Origin of the sequence: Serratia sp. JSRIV004 (assembly GCF_019968705.1) — a bacterium.
Taxonomy (GTDB): domain Bacteria; phylum Pseudomonadota; class Gammaproteobacteria; order Enterobacterales; family Enterobacteriaceae; genus Chania; species Chania fonticola_B.
Genome location: NZ_CP074140.1, coordinates 1,298,259 through 1,321,256 on the forward strand (window position 1 = coordinate 1,298,259; position 22,998 = coordinate 1,321,256).

Below are 22,998 nucleotides of genomic sequence, written 5' to 3' on the forward strand. Positions count from 1 at the left end.
GAAAATCTTCATATTCTGGGGTGAGGAGGCGTGGCGGACCACGCCTGGCTGACCTATAGCATGGTGTAGGCTTTTTTCAGCCCGGTGTCTTCTTCGGGATCTGCACCTTGGGGATGGGCGGGCTCTTCTTCAGGCAGCAGTTCTGCCAACGGAGTTTCTGCTAGCGGGTCGGGAGCGGCCTCCGGCGCTGGCATCGTATCTTGAATGGTCTGCTCATCGAACGTCGGGTTTAATGCCGGGGAAAGTGGGGAGCTGGAGAGGCTGTCTGGCATGGCGATATGGGGCACTGGCGCATCTTGTACAAACTGCGACTCATCCTGTTTGACCGTTCTGCTGAAGGCCATAATCAACAGGCCACACAGTGCGAAAAACACGTACAGGATATTCCCACCCAAAGGCTGGATCAGCGCACCGACGGCCAGCGGCCCGATGCTGGCCCCCACGCCAAATGCCATGAGCAGACAGGCAGCCAGGGAGACGCGGCGCTCTGGCTCAATCATGTCGTTGGCCAGCGCTACCGCCAGCGGATATAGGGTGAACTGCAACATGCTGACTATGAAGCCGACGATCAGTAACACCGGGAAATCGATATGGGGCAACAGGGCCAGCGGTAAGGCGGCAATCACCAGCAGTAGTGCATTAACCCGCATCAGCAGCGTGCGGTTGTAACGGTCTGACAGCCAGCTCAGCGGAAACTGCGCCACCAGCCCGGCAAAGATAGCTATGGCCATAAACAGACCGGTTTGCTGAGTGGTCAATGCCTGCTGGCTGGCATATACCGGTGCCAGCCCGTAGAAGGAGCCTACCACCATGCCGATCACCAGCGTGGTGGCCAACACTTTAGGAATGGCATGCACAAAATAGCGCAGCTCCATCGGGGCGGGCGACATATGCCGGGCATTGGTACGGGTTGTCAGGGCGATCGGCACCAGGCAGAGGGAAAAACACAGCGCGATGAGCAGCAGCGTGCTGATGCCAAGGTTGGCTTGTAGCATAAGCACAATCTGCCCCAGCGACATGCCAAGGTAGGAGGCCGCCATATAAAAGCCGAATACCATGCCGCGCTGATTGGATTCGGACTGATCGTTCAGCCAGCTCTCCAGCACCATGTACTGGCACATCATACACAGGCCGATAATCAGCCGCAGCACCACCCAAACCGGGATGTATTCCGTCAGGCCGTGGCCCAGCACCGCAGCGGTAATGATCCCGGCGCAGGAGACATAGGCGCGGATATGCCCTACGCGGGCAATCAGAAAGTGGCCGACCTTGCCGCCGATCACCAGGCCGATGTAGTTGGCGGCGATAATGGCCCCGATCAGGGCGCCACTGACGTTGATGGAGGTTAACCGCAGGGAAATGTAGGTGGTCAGTAACCCTGAACCCAGCAGCATCAGCAGGGTGGTGGTATACAGCGGAAAGAATACACCTAACGTTTTTTTCACTCGGCCTTCCTGTTTTAGTCGAAGATTGAGGCAAACGGGTTTGCCGCAACAAGCTGGACGTATCCCCGATACTAGCAGTTAGTACAACAGCTTAAAACCGCAGCACTGCGAAGCGCATGGCATTTCGGCCGGTAAAATGCCGTAGAGGCTTGATAAATGCTACCATCAGGCGCATATACCTTGATTGATTCAAAGGAGAGTCCATGAGTGAGAAGCGGTTGCGTGAGCTCAGTATTGCCGTCGGACAAAGGCTAAAGGCCAATGGGCGTTGGATCAGCTGTGCAGAGTCCTGTACGGGCGGCGGTATTGCCAAGGCAATTACCGATATCGCCGGCAGCTCGGCCTATTTCGATCGCGGCTTTGTCACTTATAGCAACGCGGCAAAGCACGAACTGCTAGGGGTGGCGGAAGCGACCTTGCAGGCTCATGGCGCGGTCAGTGAGGAAGTGGTGCGCGAGATGGCGCAGGGCGCGATGCACGCGGCCAAAGCCGATCTTGCGCTCTCGGTCAGCGGCATTGCCGGCCCAGACGGTGGCAGTGTGGAAAAACCGGTGGGTACCGTCTGGTTTGGTTTTGCCGAACGTTCCGGCCGGGTACTGGCGCGCAAAATGCAATTTACCGGCGATCGCGATGCGGTGCGCCTGCAGGCAACCCTTTTTGCGCTGCAAACGGCGCTTGATGAATTTTTGTAAAATTAGGCTTGATACTGTATGACCATACAGTATAATTAGCAGCAATTTCCTGCACAACATACATTCAGCGGCAATGTGAGTCACACTGACATTGCGCAACGAAGGAGCAAAAATGGCTATTGATGAGAACAAGCAAAAGGCGTTAGCTGCAGCACTGGGCCAGATTGAGAAACAGTTCGGCAAAGGCTCCATCATGCGTCTGGGTGAAGACCGCTCCATGGACGTAGAAACGATCTCCACCGGCTCGCTGTCACTCGATATCGCACTGGGCGCAGGCGGCTTGCCAATGGGCCGTATCGTCGAGATTTATGGCCCGGAATCCTCCGGTAAAACCACCCTGACTCTGCAAGTTATTGCCGCTGCACAGCGCGAAGGTAAAACCTGTGCGTTTATCGATGCCGAGCATGCGCTGGATCCTATCTACGCCAAGAAACTGGGCGTGGATATCGACAACCTGCTGTGTTCTCAGCCGGATACCGGTGAGCAGGCGCTGGAAATCTGTGATGCGTTGACCCGCTCTGGTGCGGTTGACGTCATCATCGTTGACTCCGTAGCGGCATTGACGCCGAAAGCGGAAATCGAAGGCGAAATCGGTGACTCCCATATGGGGCTGGCGGCACGTATGATGAGCCAGGCCATGCGTAAGTTGGCCGGTAACCTGAAGAACGCCAACACCTTGCTGATCTTCATCAACCAGATCCGTATGAAAATTGGCGTGATGTTCGGTAACCCGGAAACCACCACCGGGGGTAACGCCCTGAAGTTCTACGCTTCTGTCCGTCTGGATATCCGCCGTATCGGTGCGATCAAAGAAGGTGATGAAGTGATCGGCAGCGAAACCCGCGTGAAAGTGGTGAAGAACAAAATCGCTGCACCGTTCAAACAGGCAGAGTTCCAGATCCTGTATGGTGAAGGGATCAACAGCCGTGGCGAACTGGTCGATCTGGGCGTGAAACACAAGATGATCGAGAAGGCCGGTGCCTGGTACAGCTACAACGGTGAGAAGATCGGTCAGGGTAAGTCCAATGCCTGTAACTTCCTGAAAGAAAACCCGGCCATTGCTGCGGAACTGGATAAAAAACTGCGCGACCTGTTGCTGCACAGCAATGGTGAAGCGGCTGCTGCCAGTGCCGAGAAGGCCGATGACAACGAAGCAGAAACCAGCGAAGAGTTTTAATCTTTGCCGGTGGGTATACGCCCCTTAGGGCGTATACCGATCACCAAGGCTTGCAGATATGAATGATGTAGGTTCCCAATCTGCTGGTAATCAGCAAAATACGTTGATTAGCCGTGCGATGCGGCTATTGTCCCAACGCGATCATAGTGAAGCCGAACTGCGCCGCAAACTTGCGGCGCCGCCATTTATGGCTAACGCCAGATTCGGTAGCAAATCCCCTACAGAACCCCCCGAAGAACCCGTCGATCCTGCAATCATTGAACAGGTGATTAGCTATTGCTACCAGCATAACTGGCTGGACGATCGGCGTTTCGCCAATAGCTTTATTGCCAGCCGCAGCCGCAAGGGATATGGCGCGCAACGCATTCGCTCAGAACTGATGCAAAAGGGCGTAGATAAAGAAATAGTGCAGGACGCCCTGGCGGAATGCGAAATCGACTGGTGTGAGCAAGCCAGGGAGATCGCGCTGCGCAAATTTGGCGATCCGTTACCGGTAGAATGGAAAGAGAAAGCCAAGGTGTTGCGCTATCTGCTCTATCGCGGCTTCTTCCAGGAGGAAATTCAGTCGATTTATCGTGATTTTGCGCAATGAATGCACACGGCGTTTTACTTCCCCCCGAAGAAAATTTATCTTATCCCCACATTTAGTTCGTGAACCAGAGGATATCGTCAGGATGTCGAGCCTCGTTCACGCATCGTTATTCTAGTCTTTCCGGGAAAATTATGAGCAAGAGCACCGCTGAGATCCGTCAAGCGTTTCTCGATTTCTTTCATAGTAAAGGCCACCAGGTTGTAGCAAGCAGCTCCCTGGTACCTAACAATGATCCGACATTGCTGTTTACCAATGCCGGCATGAACCAATTTAAAGACGTTTTCCTGGGGCTGGACAAGCGCGCCTACTCGCGTGCCACCACTTCACAGCGTTGCGTGCGTGCCGGTGGCAAGCACAACGATCTGGAAAACGTCGGCTATACCGCCCGTCACCATACTTTCTTTGAAATGTTAGGCAACTTCAGCTTCGGTGACTATTTCAAGCACGATGCCATCAGCTACGCGTGGGAACTACTGACCGGTGAAAACTGGTTCAACCTGCCGAAAGAAAAGCTGTGGGTCACTGTCTATGAGACCGATGACGAAGCCTTCGACATCTGGCAGAAGCAGATTGGCGTGCCTGCGGAACGCATCATCCGCATCGGCGATAACAAAGGCGCGGCCTTTGCTTCCGATAACTTCTGGCAGATGGGCGACACCGGCCCATGCGGTCCGTGCACCGAGATCTTCTTCGATCACGGCGACCATATCTGGGGTGGTCCTCCGGGTAGCCCGGAAGAAGATGGCGATCGCTATATCGAGATCTGGAACATCGTGTTCATGCAGTTCAACCGTCAGTCGGATGGCACCATGCTGCCGCTGCCGAAGCCTTCGGTGGATACCGGCATGGGCCTCGAGCGTATCGCTGCGGTGCTGCAACATGTCAATTCCAACTACGAAATCGATCTGTTCACCACCCTGATTGCCGCCGTCGCCAAACTGACCGGCGCAACCGATATGGGTAACAAGTCGTTGCGCGTGATTGCGGACCATATCCGTTCTTGTGCCTTCCTGATCGCCGATGGCGTGATCCCGTCGAATGAAAACCGTGGCTACGTGCTGCGCCGTATCATTCGCCGCGCGATCCGTCATGGCAATATGTTGGGTGCGAAGGATACCTTCTTCTACAAGCTGGTTGCTCCGTTGATCGAAGTGATGGGCCCGGCTGCCGACGAACTGAAGCGTCAGCAGGCACAGGTTGAGCAGGTACTGAAATCAGAAGAAGAACAGTTTGCCCGTACGCTGGAGCGCGGTTTGGCGCTGCTGGATGACGAACTGGCCAAGCTGCAGGGCGATACCCTGGATGGCGAAACGGCATTCCGTTTGTATGATACCTACGGTTTCCCGGTGGATCTGACCGCCGACGTCTGCCGTGAGCGTGGTCTTAAGGTTGATGAACAAGGTTTTGAGCAGGCCATGGAGGCTCAACGCCGCCGTGCGCGTGAGTCCAGCGGTTTTGGCGCGGACTACAACAGCCTGATCCGTGTTGACGGCGCAAGCCAGTTCAATGGTTACGATCGCGAAGAGCAACAGGCGAAAGTGACCGCTTTGTTCCGTGATGGTAAGCCGGTGGATGAGATCCATGCGGGTGAAGAGGCCGTTGTGGTGCTGGACGAAACGCCATTCTATGGCGAATCGGGTGGCCAGGTCGGCGATAAAGGCGTGCTTAAAGCGGCCGGCATCGAGTTCGTGGTGAGCGATGCGCAGAAATATGGCCAGGCTATCGGTCACCTGGGCAAGTTGGCTAGCGGCTCGCTGAAGCTGAATGACCGCGTTGATGCGGTGATCGACAGCGAACGCCGTAACCGTATCCGCCTGAACCACTCCGCCACTCACCTGTTGCATGCGGCATTGCGCCAGATCCTGGGTGAGCACGTCGCGCAAAAAGGCTCGTTGGTTAACGACAAGTACCTGCGTTTTGACTTCTCGCACTCCGAAGCGATGAAGCCAGAACAAATCCGCGCGGTAGAAGATTTGGTTAACCAGCAGATCCGTCGTAACCTGTCGGTGCAGACCGAAGTGATGGCGCTGGATGATGCCAAAGAGAAGGGCGCGATGGCACTGTTTGGCGAGAAGTACGATGACCACGTGCGTGTGCTGACGATGGGCGATTTCTCTACCGAACTGTGTGGCGGTACGCATGCCAACCGTACCGGTGACATCGGCCTGTTCCGCATCCAGAGTGAGTCTGGTACCGCAGCTGGTATCCGTCGTATTGAAGCTGTGACGGGTGAAGGGGCGATAGCGACCTTGCATCAACAGAGTGACTTGTTACAGGATGTTGCTCACCTGGTGAAGGGGGACAGCAATAACCTGAGTGATAAAGTGCGTGCGGTGCTCGATCGCACTCGTGCGCTGGAAAAAGAGCTGCAACAGCTGAAAGATCAGCAAGCTGCGCAGGAAAGTGCTTCGCTGTCGAGTCAAGCCAAGCTGGTCAATGGTGTGAAGCTGCTGGTCAGCCAGCTGGATAACGTTGAGCCGAAGATCATGCGTACCATGGTTGACGATCTTAAAAATCAGCTGGGTTCTGCGATCATCGTGTTGGCCACGGTGGAAGAAGGCAAAGTCAGCCTGATTGCGGGGGTTACCAAAGATCTGACCGACCGGGTTAAGGCCGGCGAGCTGATCGGCAACATCGCACAGCAGGTTGGCGGCAAGGGCGGTGGACGCCCTGATATGGCAATGGCTGGGGGCAGTGATGCCAACGCCTTGCCTGCGGCATTAAACAGCGTAGAGGCCTGGGTGGCCGCGAAACTGTGAATATAAATAAATAGGCGCGTTACTGACGCCGTAAGCCACTGTGGCTTATGGCGTTTTTAGACTGTGCTAACACAATGTAGTGACAATTGCGGGAACAAAGTTTTCCAGGTCGGCTAAACTTATTCTTAATCTGGAGTGACACCAAGTCTGCTTACATTTATTGTGGGTTCTTGACTTACGTTTTCACTGCATATAATGGATAATGGCGGGGAAACTGAGAGACCCGACTCTTTTAATCTTTCAAGGAGCAAAGAATGTTAATTCTGACTCGTCGAGTTGGTGAAACCCTCATGATTGGCGATGAGGTTACGGTCACAGTGCTAGGGGTTAAAGGCAACCAAGTTCGTATTGGTGTGAATGCCCCCAAAGAGGTGTCTGTTCACCGCGAAGAAATCTACCAGCGCATCCAGGCCGAGAAGTCTCAACAGACGACTTACTGATTTCTAAGTAGCGTCTCGTTCTACAACGAGACGCTTCTTGCTTTTCTTGACCCGCTTTCCCCCTTCTTTTCATACTAACTGTTATCTCCCCCCATTTTTTTGCCAATAACTTTCTCCTGCGATCAAACTCCTATCCGCGGTAGCACGGCATTTTCTTGTTGATAAAGCACTCTTTTTGCCGCGAAATCACTCATGTTGCCTGTGATTTGTGCAAACGCGCGAGAGTTGGGAAAAATTGTTTGACTTATAAACCCACGAAAGTAATATGTGCGCCACGCAGTGCCGATGAGCTTCTCTAAAGCAAGTTAGGCACGATTCGCAAGAAGCGTACTGGTGAGGTGGCCGAGAGGCTGAAGGCGCTCCCCTGCTAAGGGAGTATGCGGTCAAAAGCTGCATCCGGGGTTCGAATCCCCGCCTCACCGCCATTTGCATCCATAGCTCAGCTGGATAGAGTACTCGGCTACGAACCGAGCGGTCGGAGGTTCGAATCCTCCTGGATGCACCATATTTTGCAGTATGGTGGGGTAGTAACGACATACCATACGGTATCAAAAAAGAATTCCTGTGCATCCATAGCTCAGCTGGATAGAGTACTCGGCTACGAACCGAGCGGTCGGAGGTTCGAATCCTCCTGGATGCACCATTCTTCAGTGACGTTTCACGGAACGAAACATATTCGCTAAAAAATTAGATTGCATCCATAGCTCAGCTGGATAGAGTACTCGGCTACGAACCGAGCGGTCGGAGGTTCGAATCCTCCTGGATGCACCATCTTCTTAGAGAAACCCGCTTCGGCGGGTTTTTTACTTTTCATTTCTAAGTTCCCACCTTCTGTTTTCTGTCTTACGCAACCTCTTATCTACACCGCATTTTCCGTCATGCTCTGGCAGCGACAACCTTTCGGCTTTACGCTAAAGTAGCTTTCTTTGCTCAATGGTCATGGAGTCACGATGTACGATCGCTATCAGGGTCTGATCTTCGACATGGACGGTACCATTCTGGACACCGAGCCAACGCACCTCAAGGCATGGCACGAGGTGTTGGCACGTTACGGAATGAAGTTTGATGCGGCCGCCATGACAGGGCTGAACGGCTCACCTACCTGGCGTATTGCTCAGGCGGTGATTGCCGCACATCAGGCCGATCTCGATCCTCATCAACTGGCCGCCGAGAAAACCCGCGCGGTAGAAAGCATGCTATTAGACACGGTGCGTCCGTTACCGCTGATTGAGGTGGTAAAGTCTTATCATGGCCGTCGTCCCATGGCGGTAGGGACGGGCAGTGAGCACCGGATGGCGGAGATGTTGCTGCGTCATTTAGGGCTGTTCGACTGCTTTGATGCCATCGTCGGGGCTGATGATGTTCAACGCCACAAGCCGGAACCGGATACTTTCCTGCGCTGTGCGGAGTTGATCGGCGTTCCTCCGGAGCACTGCGTGGTGTTTGAGGATGCCGATTTCGGCATTCAGGCCGCCAGAAGCGCCAATATGGCCGTGGTGGACGTTCGCACGTTGTGAGTAGTACGCTGGCGGTCATGTCGCTGTTTGGCAGCAGCTTCCTTAGTGCGACGCTGTTGCCTGGCAATTCAGAGATCGTGTTGGTTGCGTTGTTGACCAACAGCAGCGCTTCACCAGGTTTACTGGTGCTGGCTGCAACGTTGGGAAATACCCTGGGTGGGTTGACCAACGTCATTATCGGGCGCCTGTTACCGGCGTTGAAACCACAACGCGGGCTGGAAACGGCTCTTGGTTGGTTACAACGCTTTGGCCCGGCTGCGCTGTTGCTCAGTTGGGTGCCGGTTGTGGGCGATTTATTGTGCGTGTTGGCAGGCTGGCTGCGCATGCCATGGGGCTTTGTCACGCTGTTTCTGTGTATCGGAAAAGCGTTGCGTTACATCATCTTGACGATGATCACGCTGCAGGGTATCGCCTGGTGGCATTAACCAAGTGAATATAACTCAATATTCTCTAGGGAGCGGATTCAGTATGCTTACAGCTATCGTTTTTAGAAGCGGGAGGTCAATTTGATCCCGGACGTATCACAGGCGCTTTCTTGGTTGGAAGCCCACCCTCATGCATTAAAAGGGATCCGGCGCGGTATTGAGCGTGAAACACTGCGGGTAACCGCAGATGGCACGCTTGCCAGCACGGGTCATCCAGAACAACTGGGGGCGGCATTAACGCACCATTGGATCACTACGGACTTTGCCGAGGCGCTGTTAGAATTTATTACACCGGTTGATGATGATCTCGATCACTTGCTGACGTTCCTGCGCGATATCCATCGCCACGTGGCGCGCAATCTGGGTGAGGAGCGCATGTGGCCGCTGAGCATGCCGTGCTTTATCAACGCCGAGCAGGATATCGAGCTGGCGCAGTTTGGCACCTCCAACGTTGGCCGGATGAAAACGCTGTACCGGGAAGGGTTGAAGAACCGCTACGGCGCGTTGATGCAAACCATTTCCGGTGTGCACTACAACTTCTCCCTGCCGCTGGAGTTTTGGCAGGCGTGGGCCGGTGTTGAGGATGAAGAGAGTGGTAAAGAGCAGATCTCTGCGGGATATTTCCGCCTGATCCGCAACTACTACCGCTTTGGTTGGGTGATCCCGTATCTGTTCGGGGCATCGCCAGCCATCTGTTCCTCGTTCCTCAAAGGCCGGGAAACCGATTTGCCGTTTGAGCGCAATGAACGGGGCATGTGCTATTTGCCTTATGCCACCTCGCTGCGCCTGAGCGATCTGGGCTATACCAATAAGTCGCAGAGCAATCTGGGCATTACCTTTAACGATCTGCAAACCTATGTGCAAGGTCTGAAACGCGCTATCGCGACGCCTTCAGAAGACTATGCCAAGCTGGGAGTGAAAGAGGGCGATCGCTATCTGCAACTGAACAGCAACGTGTTGCAGATCGAAAACGAACTCTATGCCCCGATCCGACCAAAACGTGTCACCCACAGCGGTGAGACACCGTCAGATGCGCTGTTACGCGGCGGTATCGAATATATCGAGGTGCGCTCGCTGGACATCAACCCATTCTCGCCAATCGGTGTGGATGCGGTGCAGGCGCGTTTCCTGGATCTGTTCCTGGTGTGGTGCGTATTGGCGGATGCGCCAGAAATGAGCAGCGATGAGTTGCTGTGCACGCGTAAAAACTGGAACCGGGTGATCCTGGAAGGGCGTAAGCCAGGCCAGACCATTGGCATCGGCTGTAACGATACCCGTGAACCGTTGGATAAGGTTGGTAAGGCGCTGTTTGACGATCTGAAGCGCGTGGCTGAGGTGTTGGATAGCGAAGCGGGCGATCGGCAATATCAGCAGGTGTGTGAACAACTGGTGGCGGCGTTTGACGATCCGGAGCTGACCTTCTCGGCCCGTATCCTCAAGAAAATGAAAGCGCAGGGCACCGGTAACGTTGGCCTGGAACTGGCGGAAAAATATCGCAAAATGCTGATAGAGGAACCGTTGGAGCTGCTGACCGAAGAGCAACTCGCTCAGGAGCAGCAAGCCTCGTGGCAGCGCCAGCGCGACATAGAAGCCAGTGATACGCTAAGCTTTGAACTGTTCCTGAAGGAAAACGGCGGGGGCTGAAAAAGAAAAAGGCCACATCACTGTGGCCAAATACACATCTCTGAAAACAGTGATGATGATAACAAATGCGCGTCTTTCATAGATTAAGACCCGCAGGGTTGTAAAAGGTTTCATCGGTACGAAAAAAGTTTCGAAATAATTTCATTTTACCAAGAGGTGATGACATGCCACTGCTGGATAGCTTTACCGTAGATCATACTCGCATGGCGGCTCCGGCTGTCCGCGTTGCTAAAACCATGCAAACTCCTCGTGGAGATACCATCACCGTATTCGATCTGCGCTTCTGTCGCCCGAATCTGGAAGTGATGCCAGAGCGAGGGATCCATACCTTGGAGCATCTGTTCGCTGGCTTCATGCGCGACCATCTGAACGGTAACGGCGTGGAGATCATCGATATCTCACCAATGGGCTGCCGTACCGGCTTTTATATGAGCCTGATTGGCGTACCGGAAGAGCAGCGCGTGGCCGATGCCTGGCAAGCCGCTATGGCCGATGTGCTGAAGGTGACTGACCAGCGCAAGATCCCTGAACTCAATGAGTTCCAATGCGGTACCTACCATATGCACTCGCTGGAGGAGGCGCAGGAAATTGCCAAGCATATTCTTGAGCACGGTGTGGTAGTGAACCATAACGAAGAGCTGGCGCTGCCGAAAGATAAGCTGCAAGAGCTGCACATCTAGGCCCTCACCCCAACCCTCTCCCACAGGGAGAGGGAGCTGATAGTCCCTGCTCTTTTGGAAGTAAAGAGGTGATCAAGCAACGTCTCTTTAACCAGGATGAGTAAGGTCAGTCAGCCGGTGTTCATGAACAATCACAACTCTTTCAACCTAACCGCTCGCCCCTTCAACCTTCGGTGCTTATGGAGAATCACCCTACTTTCAGCCTAACTCGATCGGTTCCCTCTCCCTGTGGGAGAGGGTTAGGGTGAGGGGACTAGTGGTTCTGTACGCTGGCCTGTAAGGATTTAATCGGTGTGACGCGCACCTGCTTGATCATATTATCCTGCACGTCAAGGATATCGATATCATAGTGGCTGATACGCAGCCTGGTCCCGATGCTGGGGATCTCCTCCAGCTCTTCAAGCAGCATGCCGTTGATGGTTCTGGCCTCGGTGGCTGGCAGCGTCCAGTTGAAGGCCTTGTTCAGCTCACGCACGTTGGCACTGCCGTCGATCAATACCGAGCCATCGCTCTGTGGATTCACTTCCTCCGCCAGCGTAGGTGACATTGAGGTGGTGAAGTCGCCGACGATTTCTTCGAGAATATCCTCAACCGTCACCAGCCCCTGGATATCACCATACTCATCGACCACGATGCCGACCTTCTCTTTGTTGCGCTGGAATTTCACCAGTTGCACATTGAGTGGTGTGCCCTCTGGCACGTAGTAGATCTCATCGGCTGCCCGTAGCAGGTTCTCTTTGTTGAACTCTTTTTTCTCGGTCATCAGCCGGTAGGCTTCGCGTACGCGCAGCATGCTTATGGAGTCGTCCAATGAATCCCGATACAACACGATGCGGCCGTGTGGAGAGTGTGTCAGCTGGCGCATGATCGATTTCCAGTCGTCGTTGATATCAATCCCGACGATCTCATTGCGCGGCACCATGATGTCTTCCACTGTCACCTTCTCCAGATCCAGCACAGAAATCAGCATGTCCTGATTACGGCGCGAAATCTTCGACTGGGACTCGTTCACAATGGTGCGCAACTCCTCTTTACTCAATGCGCCGCTGATGCGTACGTTGGTGCGGATGCCGAAAATCCGCAGCACCAGGGTGGTAATGCCATTGAGCAGCCATACCAGTGGGAGCATGACTTTTTGCAGCGGGGCCAGCAGGAAGCTGCTAGGGAAGGCAATTCGTTCAGGATAGAGAGCGGCAAAGGTTTTGGGTAACACTTCGGCGAACAACAGTACGACAAAGGTCAGCACCCCGGTGGCGATTGCCACGCCAATATCGCCGTACAGGCGCATCCCGACAATGGTTCCCAGCGCAGAGGCCAGGATATTGACCAGGTTGTTGCCAATCAGCACCAGGCCAATCAGGCGGTCAGGCTTTTGCAGCAGCTTCTCTACCCGGCGTGCGGCACGGTTGCCTTGCTTAGACAGGTGGCGCAGACGATAGCGGTTGAGCGTCATCATGCCGGTTTCGGATGCTGAAAAATAAGCGGAGACCACGACCATAATCACCAAAATGAAAATGAGGGTCTCTGTCGAAACGTGCTCCAACGCGGTATTCCTTATGTTGGGGGAGAAGAGTGCCTCAGCAGGGCGATGGAGCGCCAGGCCAGACTTAGCGCACCATCATCAGTTCCTGGAGCAGGCGGCTCCCGAAGTAGGCCATGGTAAGCAGAAAAGAGCCGGCAAAGCTGAACCAGACCACGCGGCGGCCACGCCAGCCCTCGTGATAATGGCCCCACAGCAGCACGATATAAACAAACCACGCCATGATGGACAGCACGGCCTTGTGCACGTTTTCTTTGCTAAACAGGTTGTCCATATACAGTAGGCCGGTACACAGCGTCAGCGTCAGCAGCACCACACCGATTTGGGTGATATGAAACATCTTACGCTCAATACTCATCAGCGGCGGCATATCGGCACTGAAACTGAGTTTTTTATGTTTCAGCAGGTAATCAAGCCAGGCGAGTTGCAGGGCGTACAGCGTGGCGATAATCAGGGTGGAGTAGGAGAACAGCGCCAGGCCGATATGCACCATCAGCTCCGGGCTGGCTTCCAGATGGGTGATAAACTCCCCAGGCAGAAAGCTGGCAAACGCCAGGTTGATCATGGCAAAGCTGTAGACGATCGGCAGCAGGAACCAGCCGCGATCGCGGGAGGCGACGTAGGTCATCACCGAACAGATAATCAGGCCAACGATGGAACCGATGTTTAGCAGGCTGAGATTTTGCCCGGCGCTGACGTCAAAAATGCGCTGCTGGAGGGCAATGGCATGGCAAACCAGCGCCACTACGGCCGAGACCAGCGCCAGCCGACGGTATGCGCTATTCTTCCGCAACAAACTGGGAATGATCAGTCCAAGGCTGAGCAGGTAGGCCATCAAAGCCACAAGAGAGAATACTGGCATAGCGTTATTTAGCATCGGCATGGTTAATTGGAATGCCAGTATAACGTTGAGCGGCCCCTACTCCAACCAATCTCCAACGCTGAGGCAGAGATCGTTGTAGCAACGTGTTATAATCGCCGCAATTGTGTCGCCACTGCGGCCTGACTCTTACGTTGAGCATGAGACGATGTTTGAAAATTTAACCGATCGATTGTCGCGCACCCTGCGCAATATCAGCGGCCGCGGGCGGCTGACCGAAGAGAACATTAAAGAAACCCTGCGTGAAGTGCGTATGGCATTGCTGGAAGCGGACGTTGCGCTGCCGGTCGTGCGTGACTTCATCAACCGTGTAAAAGAGAGCGCGGTTGGGCATGAAGTTAACAAAAGCCTGACGCCGGGCCAGGAATTCGTCAAAATCGTCAAGAGCGAGCTGATTGCCGCGATGGGCGAAGTGAACACCGAGCTGAACCTGGCGGCGCAGCCACCGGCGGTGGTGCTGATGGCCGGCCTGCAAGGTGCGGGTAAAACCACCAGCGTGGCCAAGCTCGGCAAATTCCTCAAAGAAAAGCAGAAGAAAAAAGTCTTGGTGGTTTCTGCCGACGTGTATCGCCCTGCGGCGATCCGGCAGTTGGAAACCCTGGCGGAAGGCGTCGGCATCGACTTCTTCCCGTCAGACGTTAAAGAAAAACCGATCGACATCGTTAACCGTGCGCTGCAACAGGCCAAGCTGAAGTTCTACGACGTACTCATCGTCGATACCGCGGGCCGCTTGCACGTAGATGAAGCGATGATGGACGAAATCAAACAGGTACATGCGGCGATCAAGCCGGTGGAAACCCTGTTTGTAGTCGATGCCATGACTGGCCAGGATGCGGCCAACACCGCCAAGGCCTTTAACGAAGCGCTGCCGTTGACCGGCGTCGTTCTGACCAAGGTCGATGGTGATGCGCGCGGCGGTGCGGCGTTGTCTATTCGCCACATTACCGGCAAGCCGATCAAATTCCTCGGCGTGGGCGAGAAAACCGACGCGCTGGAGCCATTCCATCCGGATCGCGTGGCCTCACGTATTCTCGGCATGGGCGATGTGCTGTCGCTGATCGAAGATATCGAAAGCAAGGTTGACCGCGCACAGGCGGAAAAACTGGCTAGCAAGCTGAAGAAGGGCGACGGTTTCGACCTGACCGACTTCCTCGACCAGCTTAAGCAGATGCGTAATATGGGCGGTATGGCCAGCATGCTGAGCAAACTGCCGGGCGCGGGCCAACTGCCAGACAACGTCAAATCGCAGATGGATGACAAAGTGCTGGTACGCATGGAGGCGATCATTAACTCAATGACGCTGAAAGAGCGTGCCAAGCCGGAAATTATCAAGGGGTCACGCAAACGTCGTATTGCGATGGGCTCAGGCATGCAGGTGCAGGATGTTAATCGGTTGTTAAAACAATTCGACGATATGCAGCGCATGATGAAAAAGATGAAAAAAGGCGGAATGGCGAAGATGATGCGTGGCATGAAAGGTATGATGCCGCCGGGCTTCCCAGGCCGTTAAAACCACGCCGCAGCAAGGCTGTGGCGGGTTTGCCGATTTACCGATCACGGTAAAACCTGTCCGAGAGCGTGATGGTGCAAAAACGAATTACCGGCAATCTACGCTTTAGATTGCTTTTTGCGCCAAAATGAGTAAAATTTTCGGGCTTTTTATATTGCAACCGGGCCCCGTCCCTCAATGGGGCCCGGCTGTTTTATTAACTAAAGAGGATGTTATGGTAACAATTCGTTTGGCACGTGGCGGCGCTAAAAAGCGTCCGTTCTATCAAGTAGTAGTGACCGACAGCCGCAATGCTCGTGATGGTCGTTTCATCGAGCGTGTAGGTTTCTTCAACCCAATCGCATCTGGTCAGGCTGAAGCACTGCGTCTGGACCTGGATCGCATTGAGCACTGGGTTGGTCTGGGTGCTACCGTTTCTGATCGCGTTCACGCGCTGATCAAAGACGCTAAGAAAGCAGCTTAATCTGTCGCGGTGGTGGCAATGAGCAAGCAACTCAAACCGGTAGCACCTAAGCAGCCGATTGTACTCGGTAAGATGGGGTCTACTTACGGCATCCGTGGTTGGCTCAGAGTGTTTTCATCCACCGAGAACGCCGAAAGCATATTTGACTATCAGCCCTGGTTAATCCAGCGCTCTGGTCAGTGGCAGTTTGTCGAGTTGGAAGACTGGAAACGCCACAGTCAGGATCTGATCATCAAAGTCAAAGGCATTGACGATCGGGATGCCGCGAATTTACTGACCAATTGCGAAATTGTCGTAGATTCCGAGCAGTTGCCTCCGTTGGAAGGCGATGATTACTACTGGAAAGACCTTATGGGCTGCCAGGTAGTCACCACTTCCGGATACGAACTGGGTAAAGTCATCGATATGATGGAAACCGGTTCTAACGACGTTATGGTCGTGCGGGCAAACCTGAAAGATGCATTCGGTATGAAGGAGCGGTTGGTCCCGTTTCTTCATGGGCAGGTTATCAAGAAAGTCGATCTCGCCGCCAAGATTATCGAGGCTGAGTGGGATCCTGGTTTTTGACCTCCGGATTTCATGGTCGAAGCAAGTGGAATAACAACATGGGGATTGGCTGGTGTTCATTGGTATCGTAAGCCTGTTTCCTGAGATGTTTCGCGCAATCACCGATTACGGGGTAACTAGCCGGGCAGTAAAAAATGGCCTGCTGAGCGTGCAGTGTTGGAGTCCGCGTGACTTCACCTACGACCGGCATCGTACCGTGGACGATCGCCCTTACGGCGGCGGCCCGGGAATGCTGATGATGGTGCAACCCTTGCGGGAAGCTATTCATGCAGCAAAAGCAGCGGCAGGCGAGGGAGCAAAGGTGATTTATCTGTCACCTCAGGGGCGCAAGCTGGATCAAACCGGTGTGCGCGAACTGGCGGCTAACCAGAAGATGATCCTGGTGTGTGGCCGCTACGAAGGGATAGACGAGCGCGTGATCCAAACCGAAATTGACGAAGAATGGTCAATCGGCGATTACGTTCTCAGTGGCGGTGAACTACCGGCAATGACCCTGATCGATTCGGTCGCCCGCTTTATACCGGGTGTTCTGGGCCATCAGGCTTCGGCAGAAGAAGATTCTTTCGCTGAGGGATTGCTGGACTGTCCGCACTATACCCGCCCGGAGGTGTTAGAAGGGATGGAGGTTCCGCCAGTTCTGCTGTCGGGCAACCATGCCGAGATACGTCGCTGGCGTTTAAAGCAGTCGCTGGGCCGTACCTGGCTTAGAAGACCTGAACTTCTAGAAAGCCTAGCTCTGACTGACGAGCAAGAGGTGTTGCTGGCCGAGTTCCAACGGGAACATCGAGCTAAGTAACAGGACTATGAAGGGAACGTCTGAGCGTTGTCTCGACGAGACCGATATATCAGTTTACCTAGGGTAAGAGACATATTATGAGCAACATTATTAAGCAAATTGAACAAGAGCAGATGAAGCAAGACGTACCTGCATTCCGTCCGGGTGATTCCGTGGAAGTGAAGGTATGGGTCGTTGAAGGTAGCAAAAAACGTCTGCAGGCATTCGAGGGCGTGGTTATCGCTATTCGTAACCGCGGTCTGCACTCTGCATTCACTGTTCGTAAGATTTCCAACGGCGAAGGTGTTGAGCGTGTATTCCAGACTCACTCTCCAGTAATCGACAGCATTACTGTTAAACGTCGTGGTGCCGTTCGTCAAGCCAAACTGTACTACCTGCGTGAACGTACTGGTAAGTCTGCTCGTATCAAAGAGCGTCTGAACCGCGTTAACTAACGCTGCATCCAAAAGTTAATAGTTATAAGGGGATTACCGTCATGGTAATCCCCTTTTTTTATGGTGCGCCGGAATGGCGTTGCGGTTTGACGATGATGACCACACTCGTTAATTCGTCTGTCGTATTTATCCAATACGCGGTAAGGCGGATTTGTAAAACTACCGCCACTGATCACTGAATGGAGCGCCTGCGATGCAATTTGCCTATACGATTTTATATGTTGATAACGTGCAACAAACGATGGATTTCTATCATCGAGCCTTTGGCTTTGAGATCCATTGTTTGCATGAAAGCGGGGACTGGGGAGAGTTGGCTACCGGTGCCACGCGACTGTCATTTTGCTCAAGAGAGTTGCTGGCTGGGCAGGGTAAAAAGAGCGCTAAAAGTGATTATCACCATCCGGTGTTTGAAATTGCCTTCACTACCGACGATGTGCCGAAAGCGCTGAAAACCGCGTTGGATGCCGGTGCGGTACTGGTTGAAGATATTCAGCACATGCCCTGGGGGCAAACGATATGCTACGTGGCAGATCCAGAGCATAACCTCGTCGAGATCTGTTCCGTAATGGCCTAATCGTAGCCTTCGCCAAACGCCTGTTGCCAATGGGGATTGATACGGAATGCGGCAGGCGTGATCCCTAACCAGTGCTGGAACTCCCTATTCATGTGCGACTGGTCACAATAACCACCGTTTAGTGCGATTTCTGTTAGGGACACACGATCGCAGGCAGTTAGCATTGATGCAGTTCTTCTCATCCGTAATAGACGAAGCCAGAATAACGGGCTCTTGCCGGTTTTATTCTTCACCAGTCGTTCCAGAGTACGAACGCTAATCCCCAACTCCAGGCTTGCCTGAGTCAGAGAGTTGGCAAGCCGTAACGACTGCAATGTTTCGGCAAGCTGCGTATCCACACGAACGGTATCGTGAATGATAGACACTAATGTTGGATGCTCCGGTGTTAATCGGGATGCGTTGAGGTAATGAAATAATTTGCCTTCATCGATAACACAATCTGGCCGAAACCGGAAACCATCATATTGGTCACCTGCGGCGCTTTCCACGCTATAGGCACAGGTGTCGATCTTAGTGATCTTCATCTCCTGCTGCCCATTCCCGTCAGTCAGAAAAATTAAATCCCGACAGCCATCAGGAACAACAATTTGCCGTGTCGTTTTTGGCGCATGAAAACTCCAGTGTTCCAAGACCAGCTGTTGCATTTGATCTCCCTATCATCTCAAGGACCCGGTTTCCAAAGCTTACCATCTATTCCCTCTGGTTGGATTATCGTTATTCTGGTGAAACCAAGGGATTACCAGATGGTAACCCCTTTTTTCATTACATCGCAGCGGCGCGTTGTTTGCTTTCTTGCGGGTGCGGCTGCGCAGGAATGATGTCGCCGGGTGAAACGATGACCCGGGCCACGGATTCATGGGTGGCAAAGGTACAACTGCAGTTAATGTTACGGCATTGATGATAGCGTTCTTTGGTCGACTCGCTCAGATAGCGGCTGGAGCGAGTGTGTGCCACGCTACCGCACAGTGGACAATGCATCATAGAGACCCCCTCTTGATAAAACGGTGAAAAACTATTCGTCAGCAATGCTCGAAAAGTTACTGAGCGAGCTGTTCTTTCCCTGGGAAACTGGTGGTGTTCGGCGTGCTGAGACCTTTTAGGCACAGCTCACGTTCGGCGGCCCGGCGGCGTTCCAGCCCGCGGTTTTTGACGCCATTGACATAAATCCAGCGCGGTAACTGATCGCAAGCCTGCTGCCATTGGCCATGGTTAAGGAAATAAACCAGGGTAGAGCGACATGCGGCTCCCGTACCAACGTTAAAGGCAAACGCCATGACGGCATCATAAGTGGCCTGGGGCATCTGCTGTGGCAGACAGACCGCCATGCGGCTCTCTACCCGGCGGATATCTTCCAGCAGGTTTTCCGCCGCCTGAACTGGCGTGATGGACTTACCTGGAATAACGCCGGCCGTATGGCCGACACCTTGCGTCCAAACCCCTGCTGCGCATTGATACGGGGTTAACTGGCACCCCTCAAAATCGGCAATCAGGTATAGCCCTTGTTCGGAGGTTTTAATGTGATTGGCCTGCGGCAGCAGCATGGCGATCGCCAGAATGGCCAGGGCGCTGCAACGCTTAACGATTGAGTTCATCAAAAAGTCTCCGTGCTGCCGCATCGCGTTCGATGCTTTTGAGGATCTCCAGACTCTTGCGTCTGTAGTACCAATTAACCAGGAAGGTGCCGATTCCTACGGCCGCGCCGATCAGAAAGGCCACATCCTGCGGTGAGAGCTTGCCAAGCCAGGCGAGAAATAGCGCCGCGGAGTAGGTAATGAATGAGGTTAATCTCTCCATCCCATTAACTCCACATCTGCTGTCGCAGCGGGTTGTTTTGTAGGATAACGCGACTGTCGGCCACGATAAGCGGGTCGATATTGGCCTCATTTGCCGGGTTTATCATGGTTTTTACCTTAGCAATAATTACTGTATATGCATACAGTATTAATCAAAATGCTAAAGTCGTCAAGCGGGGATAGGACTATTTTTAGCAAAATGGTCAACATGGGAATGGGAATAAAAAAAGCCCATTAATTATGGGCTTAGAGGAGGACTGCGCGGAGCGGTAAGACGAGATTACAAACCGTACACCAGCGTTACTGACGTCGTGGTATCGGTATTTTTCGGTGCCGAGGCAGGTGGCTTGGTGTTGTAGACCACCGTGTAGGCCAGCCGTAGGGCAAAGTCGTTATTGATGGCGACGTTTAACGCGGTTTCGGAGTTAACGGTGGTTTCGTCGTTCGCCAAAGCGGATAGACCTTCGGATAGGCGGGCCGTGTCTGTCAGCCTGTAGGAATAGTTGGCTGCGCCATAGGCCAGGGCGCGGGTGGTGCGGCCACCGCCGTGGTATTCATCATGGCGTACGCCTGGGCCGAATTCGACACGCAGGTCCTGACGCGGGTCGCTAAAGATCTGGCGCCCGTAACCCCCGGTTAGCGTAGAGCGTGAATCGTACCCGTTGTAACGGTCGTTCAACCAGCCAACCTGGCCAAACATATAATTACGAGCCGACAGATTATAACGGGTACGGCCACCGGCCTGGTATTTCTCCGAGGAGCGTACGTTGGAGGAGGTGGTGTTGTTCGCCGAGCCCCACAGGCTGTAAGCCGTATCGCTGTTAAACCAGGTCATGGTGGTGTTGGCCAACAGGGTCGAGTTCTGTGTGTTGCCTGACTGGGCGTTATAGCCAGCCTGGACGTTACCATCAAACGGCTTTTTGGCGGTGGCCGGATCGTCCATCGCGGTGAAGAGGGTATTGTCGGCGAACACGGAAACACTGGTGAAGGCGGTCAAGCAGCTAAAAAACAGCGGAATGGCGCGACGAGCGCGTAAAGAGAGCATTTTGGATCCAGTAGTTAAGTGTGATTATAAGTGATAGCGGTCACATTATATCGATTCGCCGAGGGGACAAAAATAGGCCTGGTTAGCTTATGTTTTTAGTTTAAACAGGGGGCTTATGCACTTTTCGTCTAGTGATACCGTTGGCTTTTTGCGGCGGTGTTAGCTGCGGCAACGGGGAGCGTCCGTTGCCGGCAGAAACGTGATTAAAGGAAGGTCATCACCAGCAGATAACCGGTGATGCAGGAGCACAGCACGCCGATCAGGCCAGGGATAATGAAGCTGTGGTTGATGATAAATTTACCGATGCGAGTGGTACCAGAGCGGTCAAAGCCGATGCAGGCCAGATCGCTTGGGTAGGTAGGCAACACGAAGTAGCCATAGGCCGCCGGGAAGAAGGCCAGCAACATTTTAGGCTCGACGCCTAGCTGCAAGGCCATTGGAGCAACGGCGGCCAGAGCAGCGGCCTGGCTGTTAACCAGTTTGGAAACCAGGAACAAGACGATGGCGTAAGTCCAGGGCTGGCTTTTCACCACGTCTTCCAGCACCACTTTTAACTCCCCCATATGTGCCTGGAAGAAAGTGTCACTCATCCATGCCACACCGAATACCGAGAAGATGGCGACCATTCCCGCTTTGAATACGGCACCGTTGGCGATATCGCTAGGTTTGACTTTACAGCCCATCAGGATCACGGCACCGGCGATCAACATCATCATCTGGATCACCAGATTCATCGACAGCGGTTTCAAGACACCCTTGGCATCGGCAAAGGAAGGACGCAGATCGGCAAAGGCGCCGAGCATAACCACGATAGCGATAGCGCCGAAGAAGATCAGCGTTGACCAGTAAGCCTGCTTGGGAAATGTTTGATTGAGCAGGGTTTCGGTGCCGCCATAAATATAGGCACGCTGCTCCGGATCCTGGATCCTGGCCTGGAAATCCGCATCCTTATCCAGATCTTTGCCACGGCGCAGGCTCCACAATGCTGCCATCAATACGCCGACCAGCGAAGCCGGGATAGAAACGGCCAGGATCTCCAGCAGCGAGTAGGCTTTACCGATCCCATGACCGGCGGCAATGATCGAAACCAGTGATACTACGGCCACGGAAACCGGGGATGCGGTGATAGCCATCTGTGAGGCAACAGAGGCGACGGCCATAGGGCGTTCTGGACGGATCCCTTTTTTGATGGCGATATCAGAAATGATCGGGAACATGGTGTAGACCACGTGGCCGGTACCGCACAGAAAGGTCAGCGTCCAGGTGGTAAAAGGGGCGAGTAAGGTGATGTGTTGTGGGTGGCGGCGCAGTAGTCGCTCGGCATATTGCATCATGACATTCAGGCCGCCAGCGGTTTGTAACACCGAGGCACAGCCGATCACCGCCAAAATGGTGAGCATGACATCTACAGGAGGTTTTCCTGGTTCCAAACCGAAAATAAAGCACAGCAGAAATAAGCCAATACCACTTATTAAGCCTAGCCCCATACCGCCAAATCGGGTGCCGACTAATAGGCAGATAATAATAATTGCGAATTGCAATGTGATCATGAGAGTCCCTTGTCAGAAAGAAATAACTGCTAACGCCCATCGCTCCTCAATGCAGGCAGTACGGGCTCTGTCTTCGCAGAGTAACCCTAAAGAGGTGTGAGCGATTTATGCCATAGTTATTTATTTGGCGAGGGATAACTGTGAGATCCCGCAATATTTATTCAATAGAGTGACTATTATTTCTGATATAGATTCAAATGAATAAAGAATGAAAATCAATTGCCAGTTAAATGTATGACAATTGTTTTATAGTTGTTTAATTTGGCGATGGATGGGGCGGGTTTGCCAAGGAACTTGTTGGCTACGCGGCCGTGGCATGCAGTGCCACTACACGCCGAAGAGGTGGTTTTTTGATCGCACCAGGGCCAATGAGTAATCTATTTTGTGTTCATTTTTGTTTACGTTCTGTGATTTTCAAGGAGGACGATGTTGGTTGTTCTTCGCTGTTTGTTATTGGTGTTTTTATTTTTTATTT

General features: G+C 53.4%; 24 protein-coding genes and 4 tRNA genes. 19 read left to right on the forward strand and 9 right to left on the reverse strand.

The annotated features are described in order from the left end of the window. Positions 1-53: 53 nt before the first annotated feature. The gene (locus KGP21_RS06015; protein WP_209524145.1) at positions 54-1,445 is read right to left on the reverse strand and encodes an MFS transporter; all 1,392 of its coding nucleotides are present in this window, start codon (positions 1,443-1,445) and stop codon (positions 54-56) included. A gap of 203 nt (positions 1,446-1,648) precedes the next feature. Here KGP21_RS06015 and pncC point away from each other — a divergent pair, with 203 nt between their 5' ends. The 13 genes from pncC to luxS all read left to right on the forward strand — a co-directional run bounded on the left by pncC (position 1,649) and on the right by luxS (position 11,371). Then, positions 1,649-2,137, forward strand: coding sequence for a nicotinamide-nucleotide amidase (gene pncC / locus KGP21_RS06020; RefSeq protein WP_059199884.1), 489 nt, complete (start codon positions 1,649-1,651; stop codon positions 2,135-2,137). A 112-nt stretch (positions 2,138-2,249) separates the two neighbouring features. Then, positions 2,250-3,314, forward strand: coding sequence for a recombinase RecA (recA, locus tag KGP21_RS06025; protein ID WP_024485175.1), 1,065 nt, complete (start codon positions 2,250-2,252; stop codon positions 3,312-3,314). 58 nt (positions 3,315-3,372) lie between these two features. Further along, the gene (recX, locus tag KGP21_RS06030) at positions 3,373-3,906 is read left to right on the forward strand and encodes a recombination regulator RecX (RefSeq protein ID WP_024485176.1); all 534 of its coding nucleotides are present in this window, start codon (positions 3,373-3,375) and stop codon (positions 3,904-3,906) included. 131 nt (positions 3,907-4,037) lie between these two features. Continuing rightward, positions 4,038-6,665, forward strand: a complete 2,628-nt coding sequence (alaS, locus tag KGP21_RS06035) for an alanine--tRNA ligase (RefSeq protein ID WP_223537507.1) — start codon at positions 4,038-4,040, stop codon at positions 6,663-6,665. A 254-nt stretch (positions 6,666-6,919) separates the two neighbouring features. Next, positions 6,920-7,105, forward strand: coding sequence for a carbon storage regulator CsrA (csrA, locus tag KGP21_RS06040; protein WP_004091602.1), 186 nt, complete (start codon positions 6,920-6,922; stop codon positions 7,103-7,105). A 332-nt stretch (positions 7,106-7,437) separates the two neighbouring features. Continuing rightward, positions 7,438-7,530, forward strand: a tRNA-Ser gene (locus KGP21_RS06045). Positions 7,531-7,533: 3 nt separating this feature from the next. After that, positions 7,534-7,610, forward strand: a tRNA-Arg gene (locus KGP21_RS06050). Between the two features lie 61 nt (positions 7,611-7,671). Continuing rightward, a tRNA-Arg gene (locus KGP21_RS06055) sits at positions 7,672-7,748 on the forward strand. Between the two features lie 51 nt (positions 7,749-7,799). After that, positions 7,800-7,876 (forward strand) — tRNA-Arg (locus KGP21_RS06060). A 179-nt stretch (positions 7,877-8,055) separates the two neighbouring features. Next, the gene (yqaB, locus tag KGP21_RS06065; RefSeq protein WP_024485178.1) at positions 8,056-8,622 is read left to right on the forward strand and encodes a fructose-1-phosphate/6-phosphogluconate phosphatase; all 567 of its coding nucleotides are present in this window, start codon (positions 8,056-8,058) and stop codon (positions 8,620-8,622) included. Beyond that, entirely contained in the window at positions 8,619-9,047 is a 429-nt protein-coding gene (locus KGP21_RS06070) for a YqaA family protein (RefSeq protein WP_039996317.1), read from the forward strand. Before yqaB ends, KGP21_RS06070 begins: the two co-directional genes overlap by 4 nt. An 81-nt stretch (positions 9,048-9,128) precedes the next feature. Further along, complete coding sequence (gene gshA / locus KGP21_RS06075) at positions 9,129-10,691, forward strand: glutamate--cysteine ligase (RefSeq protein WP_223537508.1); 1,563 nt, start codon at positions 9,129-9,131, stop codon at positions 10,689-10,691. Positions 10,692-10,855: 164 nt separating this feature from the next. Then, positions 10,856-11,371, forward strand: a complete 516-nt coding sequence (gene luxS, locus KGP21_RS06080) for an S-ribosylhomocysteine lyase (protein ID WP_223537509.1) — start codon at positions 10,856-10,858, stop codon at positions 11,369-11,371. A gap of 253 nt (positions 11,372-11,624) precedes the next feature. Here the strand turns inward: luxS and KGP21_RS06085 are convergent, their stop codons facing one another. Together KGP21_RS06085 and KGP21_RS06090 are read right to left on the reverse strand one after the other, a co-directional pair. Then, positions 11,625-12,914, reverse strand: coding sequence for an HlyC/CorC family transporter (locus KGP21_RS06085; RefSeq protein ID WP_021808138.1), 1,290 nt, complete (start codon positions 12,912-12,914; stop codon positions 11,625-11,627). 64 nt (positions 12,915-12,978) lie between these two features. After that, positions 12,979-13,773, reverse strand: a complete 795-nt coding sequence (locus KGP21_RS06090; RefSeq protein ID WP_024530732.1) for an inner membrane protein YpjD — start codon at positions 13,771-13,773, stop codon at positions 12,979-12,981. 166 nt (positions 13,774-13,939) lie between these two features. Here KGP21_RS06090 and ffh point away from each other — a divergent pair, with 166 nt between their 5' ends. The 6 genes from ffh to KGP21_RS06120 all read left to right on the forward strand — a co-directional run bounded on the left by ffh (position 13,940) and on the right by KGP21_RS06120 (position 18,135). Next, positions 13,940-15,301, forward strand: a complete 1,362-nt coding sequence (ffh, locus tag KGP21_RS06095; RefSeq protein ID WP_021182183.1) for a signal recognition particle protein — start codon at positions 13,940-13,942, stop codon at positions 15,299-15,301. A gap of 214 nt (positions 15,302-15,515) precedes the next feature. Then, positions 15,516-15,764, forward strand: a complete 249-nt coding sequence (gene rpsP / locus KGP21_RS06100; RefSeq protein WP_004932501.1) for a 30S ribosomal protein S16 — start codon at positions 15,516-15,518, stop codon at positions 15,762-15,764. An 18-nt stretch (positions 15,765-15,782) separates the two neighbouring features. Next, positions 15,783-16,331 (forward strand): ribosome maturation factor RimM, encoded by a 549-nt coding sequence (gene rimM / locus KGP21_RS06105; protein ID WP_021182184.1) that lies wholly within the window; start codon positions 15,783-15,785, stop codon positions 16,329-16,331. Between the two features lie 52 nt (positions 16,332-16,383). Next, entirely contained in the window at positions 16,384-17,127 is a 744-nt protein-coding gene (gene trmD / locus KGP21_RS06110; RefSeq protein WP_021182185.1) for a tRNA (guanosine(37)-N1)-methyltransferase TrmD, read from the forward strand. A gap of 77 nt (positions 17,128-17,204) precedes the next feature. Beyond that, positions 17,205-17,561 (forward strand): 50S ribosomal protein L19, encoded by a 357-nt coding sequence (gene rplS / locus KGP21_RS06115; protein WP_004712521.1) that lies wholly within the window; start codon positions 17,205-17,207, stop codon positions 17,559-17,561. Between the two features lie 193 nt (positions 17,562-17,754). Beyond that, the gene (locus KGP21_RS06120; protein WP_021182186.1) at positions 17,755-18,135 is read left to right on the forward strand and encodes a VOC family protein; all 381 of its coding nucleotides are present in this window, start codon (positions 17,755-17,757) and stop codon (positions 18,133-18,135) included. Here KGP21_RS06120 and KGP21_RS06125 read toward each other — a convergent pair. From KGP21_RS06125 to KGP21_RS06150, 6 genes are all read right to left on the reverse strand, one after another. Next, positions 18,132-18,779 (reverse strand): helix-turn-helix domain-containing protein, encoded by a 648-nt coding sequence (locus tag KGP21_RS06125; protein WP_223537510.1) that lies wholly within the window; start codon positions 18,777-18,779, stop codon positions 18,132-18,134. The two genes, KGP21_RS06120 and KGP21_RS06125, sit on opposite strands and share 4 nt — an antisense overlap. Positions 18,780-18,897: 118 nt before the next feature. Beyond that, positions 18,898-19,116: a DNA-binding transcriptional regulator gene (locus KGP21_RS06130; protein WP_021182189.1), complete on the reverse strand. Its 219-nt coding sequence runs from the start codon at positions 19,114-19,116 to the stop codon at positions 18,898-18,900. Positions 19,117-19,172: 56 nt separating this feature from the next. Continuing rightward, a complete protein-coding gene (locus KGP21_RS06135; RefSeq protein ID WP_059199889.1) occupies positions 19,173-19,727 on the reverse strand; it encodes a lysozyme in 555 nt (184 codons plus the stop codon). Further along, positions 19,711-19,929, reverse strand: a complete 219-nt coding sequence (locus tag KGP21_RS06140) for an HP1 family phage holin (protein WP_021808134.1) — start codon at positions 19,927-19,929, stop codon at positions 19,711-19,713. Before KGP21_RS06140 ends, KGP21_RS06135 begins: the two co-directional genes overlap by 17 nt. 279 nt (positions 19,930-20,208) lie before the next feature. Continuing rightward, on the reverse strand, positions 20,209-20,973 hold the full coding sequence (locus tag KGP21_RS06145) for a YdiY family protein (RefSeq protein WP_021808133.1): 765 nt from the start codon (positions 20,971-20,973) through the stop codon (positions 20,209-20,211). 203 nt (positions 20,974-21,176) lie between these two features. Then, positions 21,177-22,523, reverse strand: a complete 1,347-nt coding sequence (locus tag KGP21_RS06150; RefSeq protein WP_021182193.1) for an anaerobic C4-dicarboxylate transporter — start codon at positions 22,521-22,523, stop codon at positions 21,177-21,179. Positions 22,524-22,998: the final 475 nt, after the last annotated feature.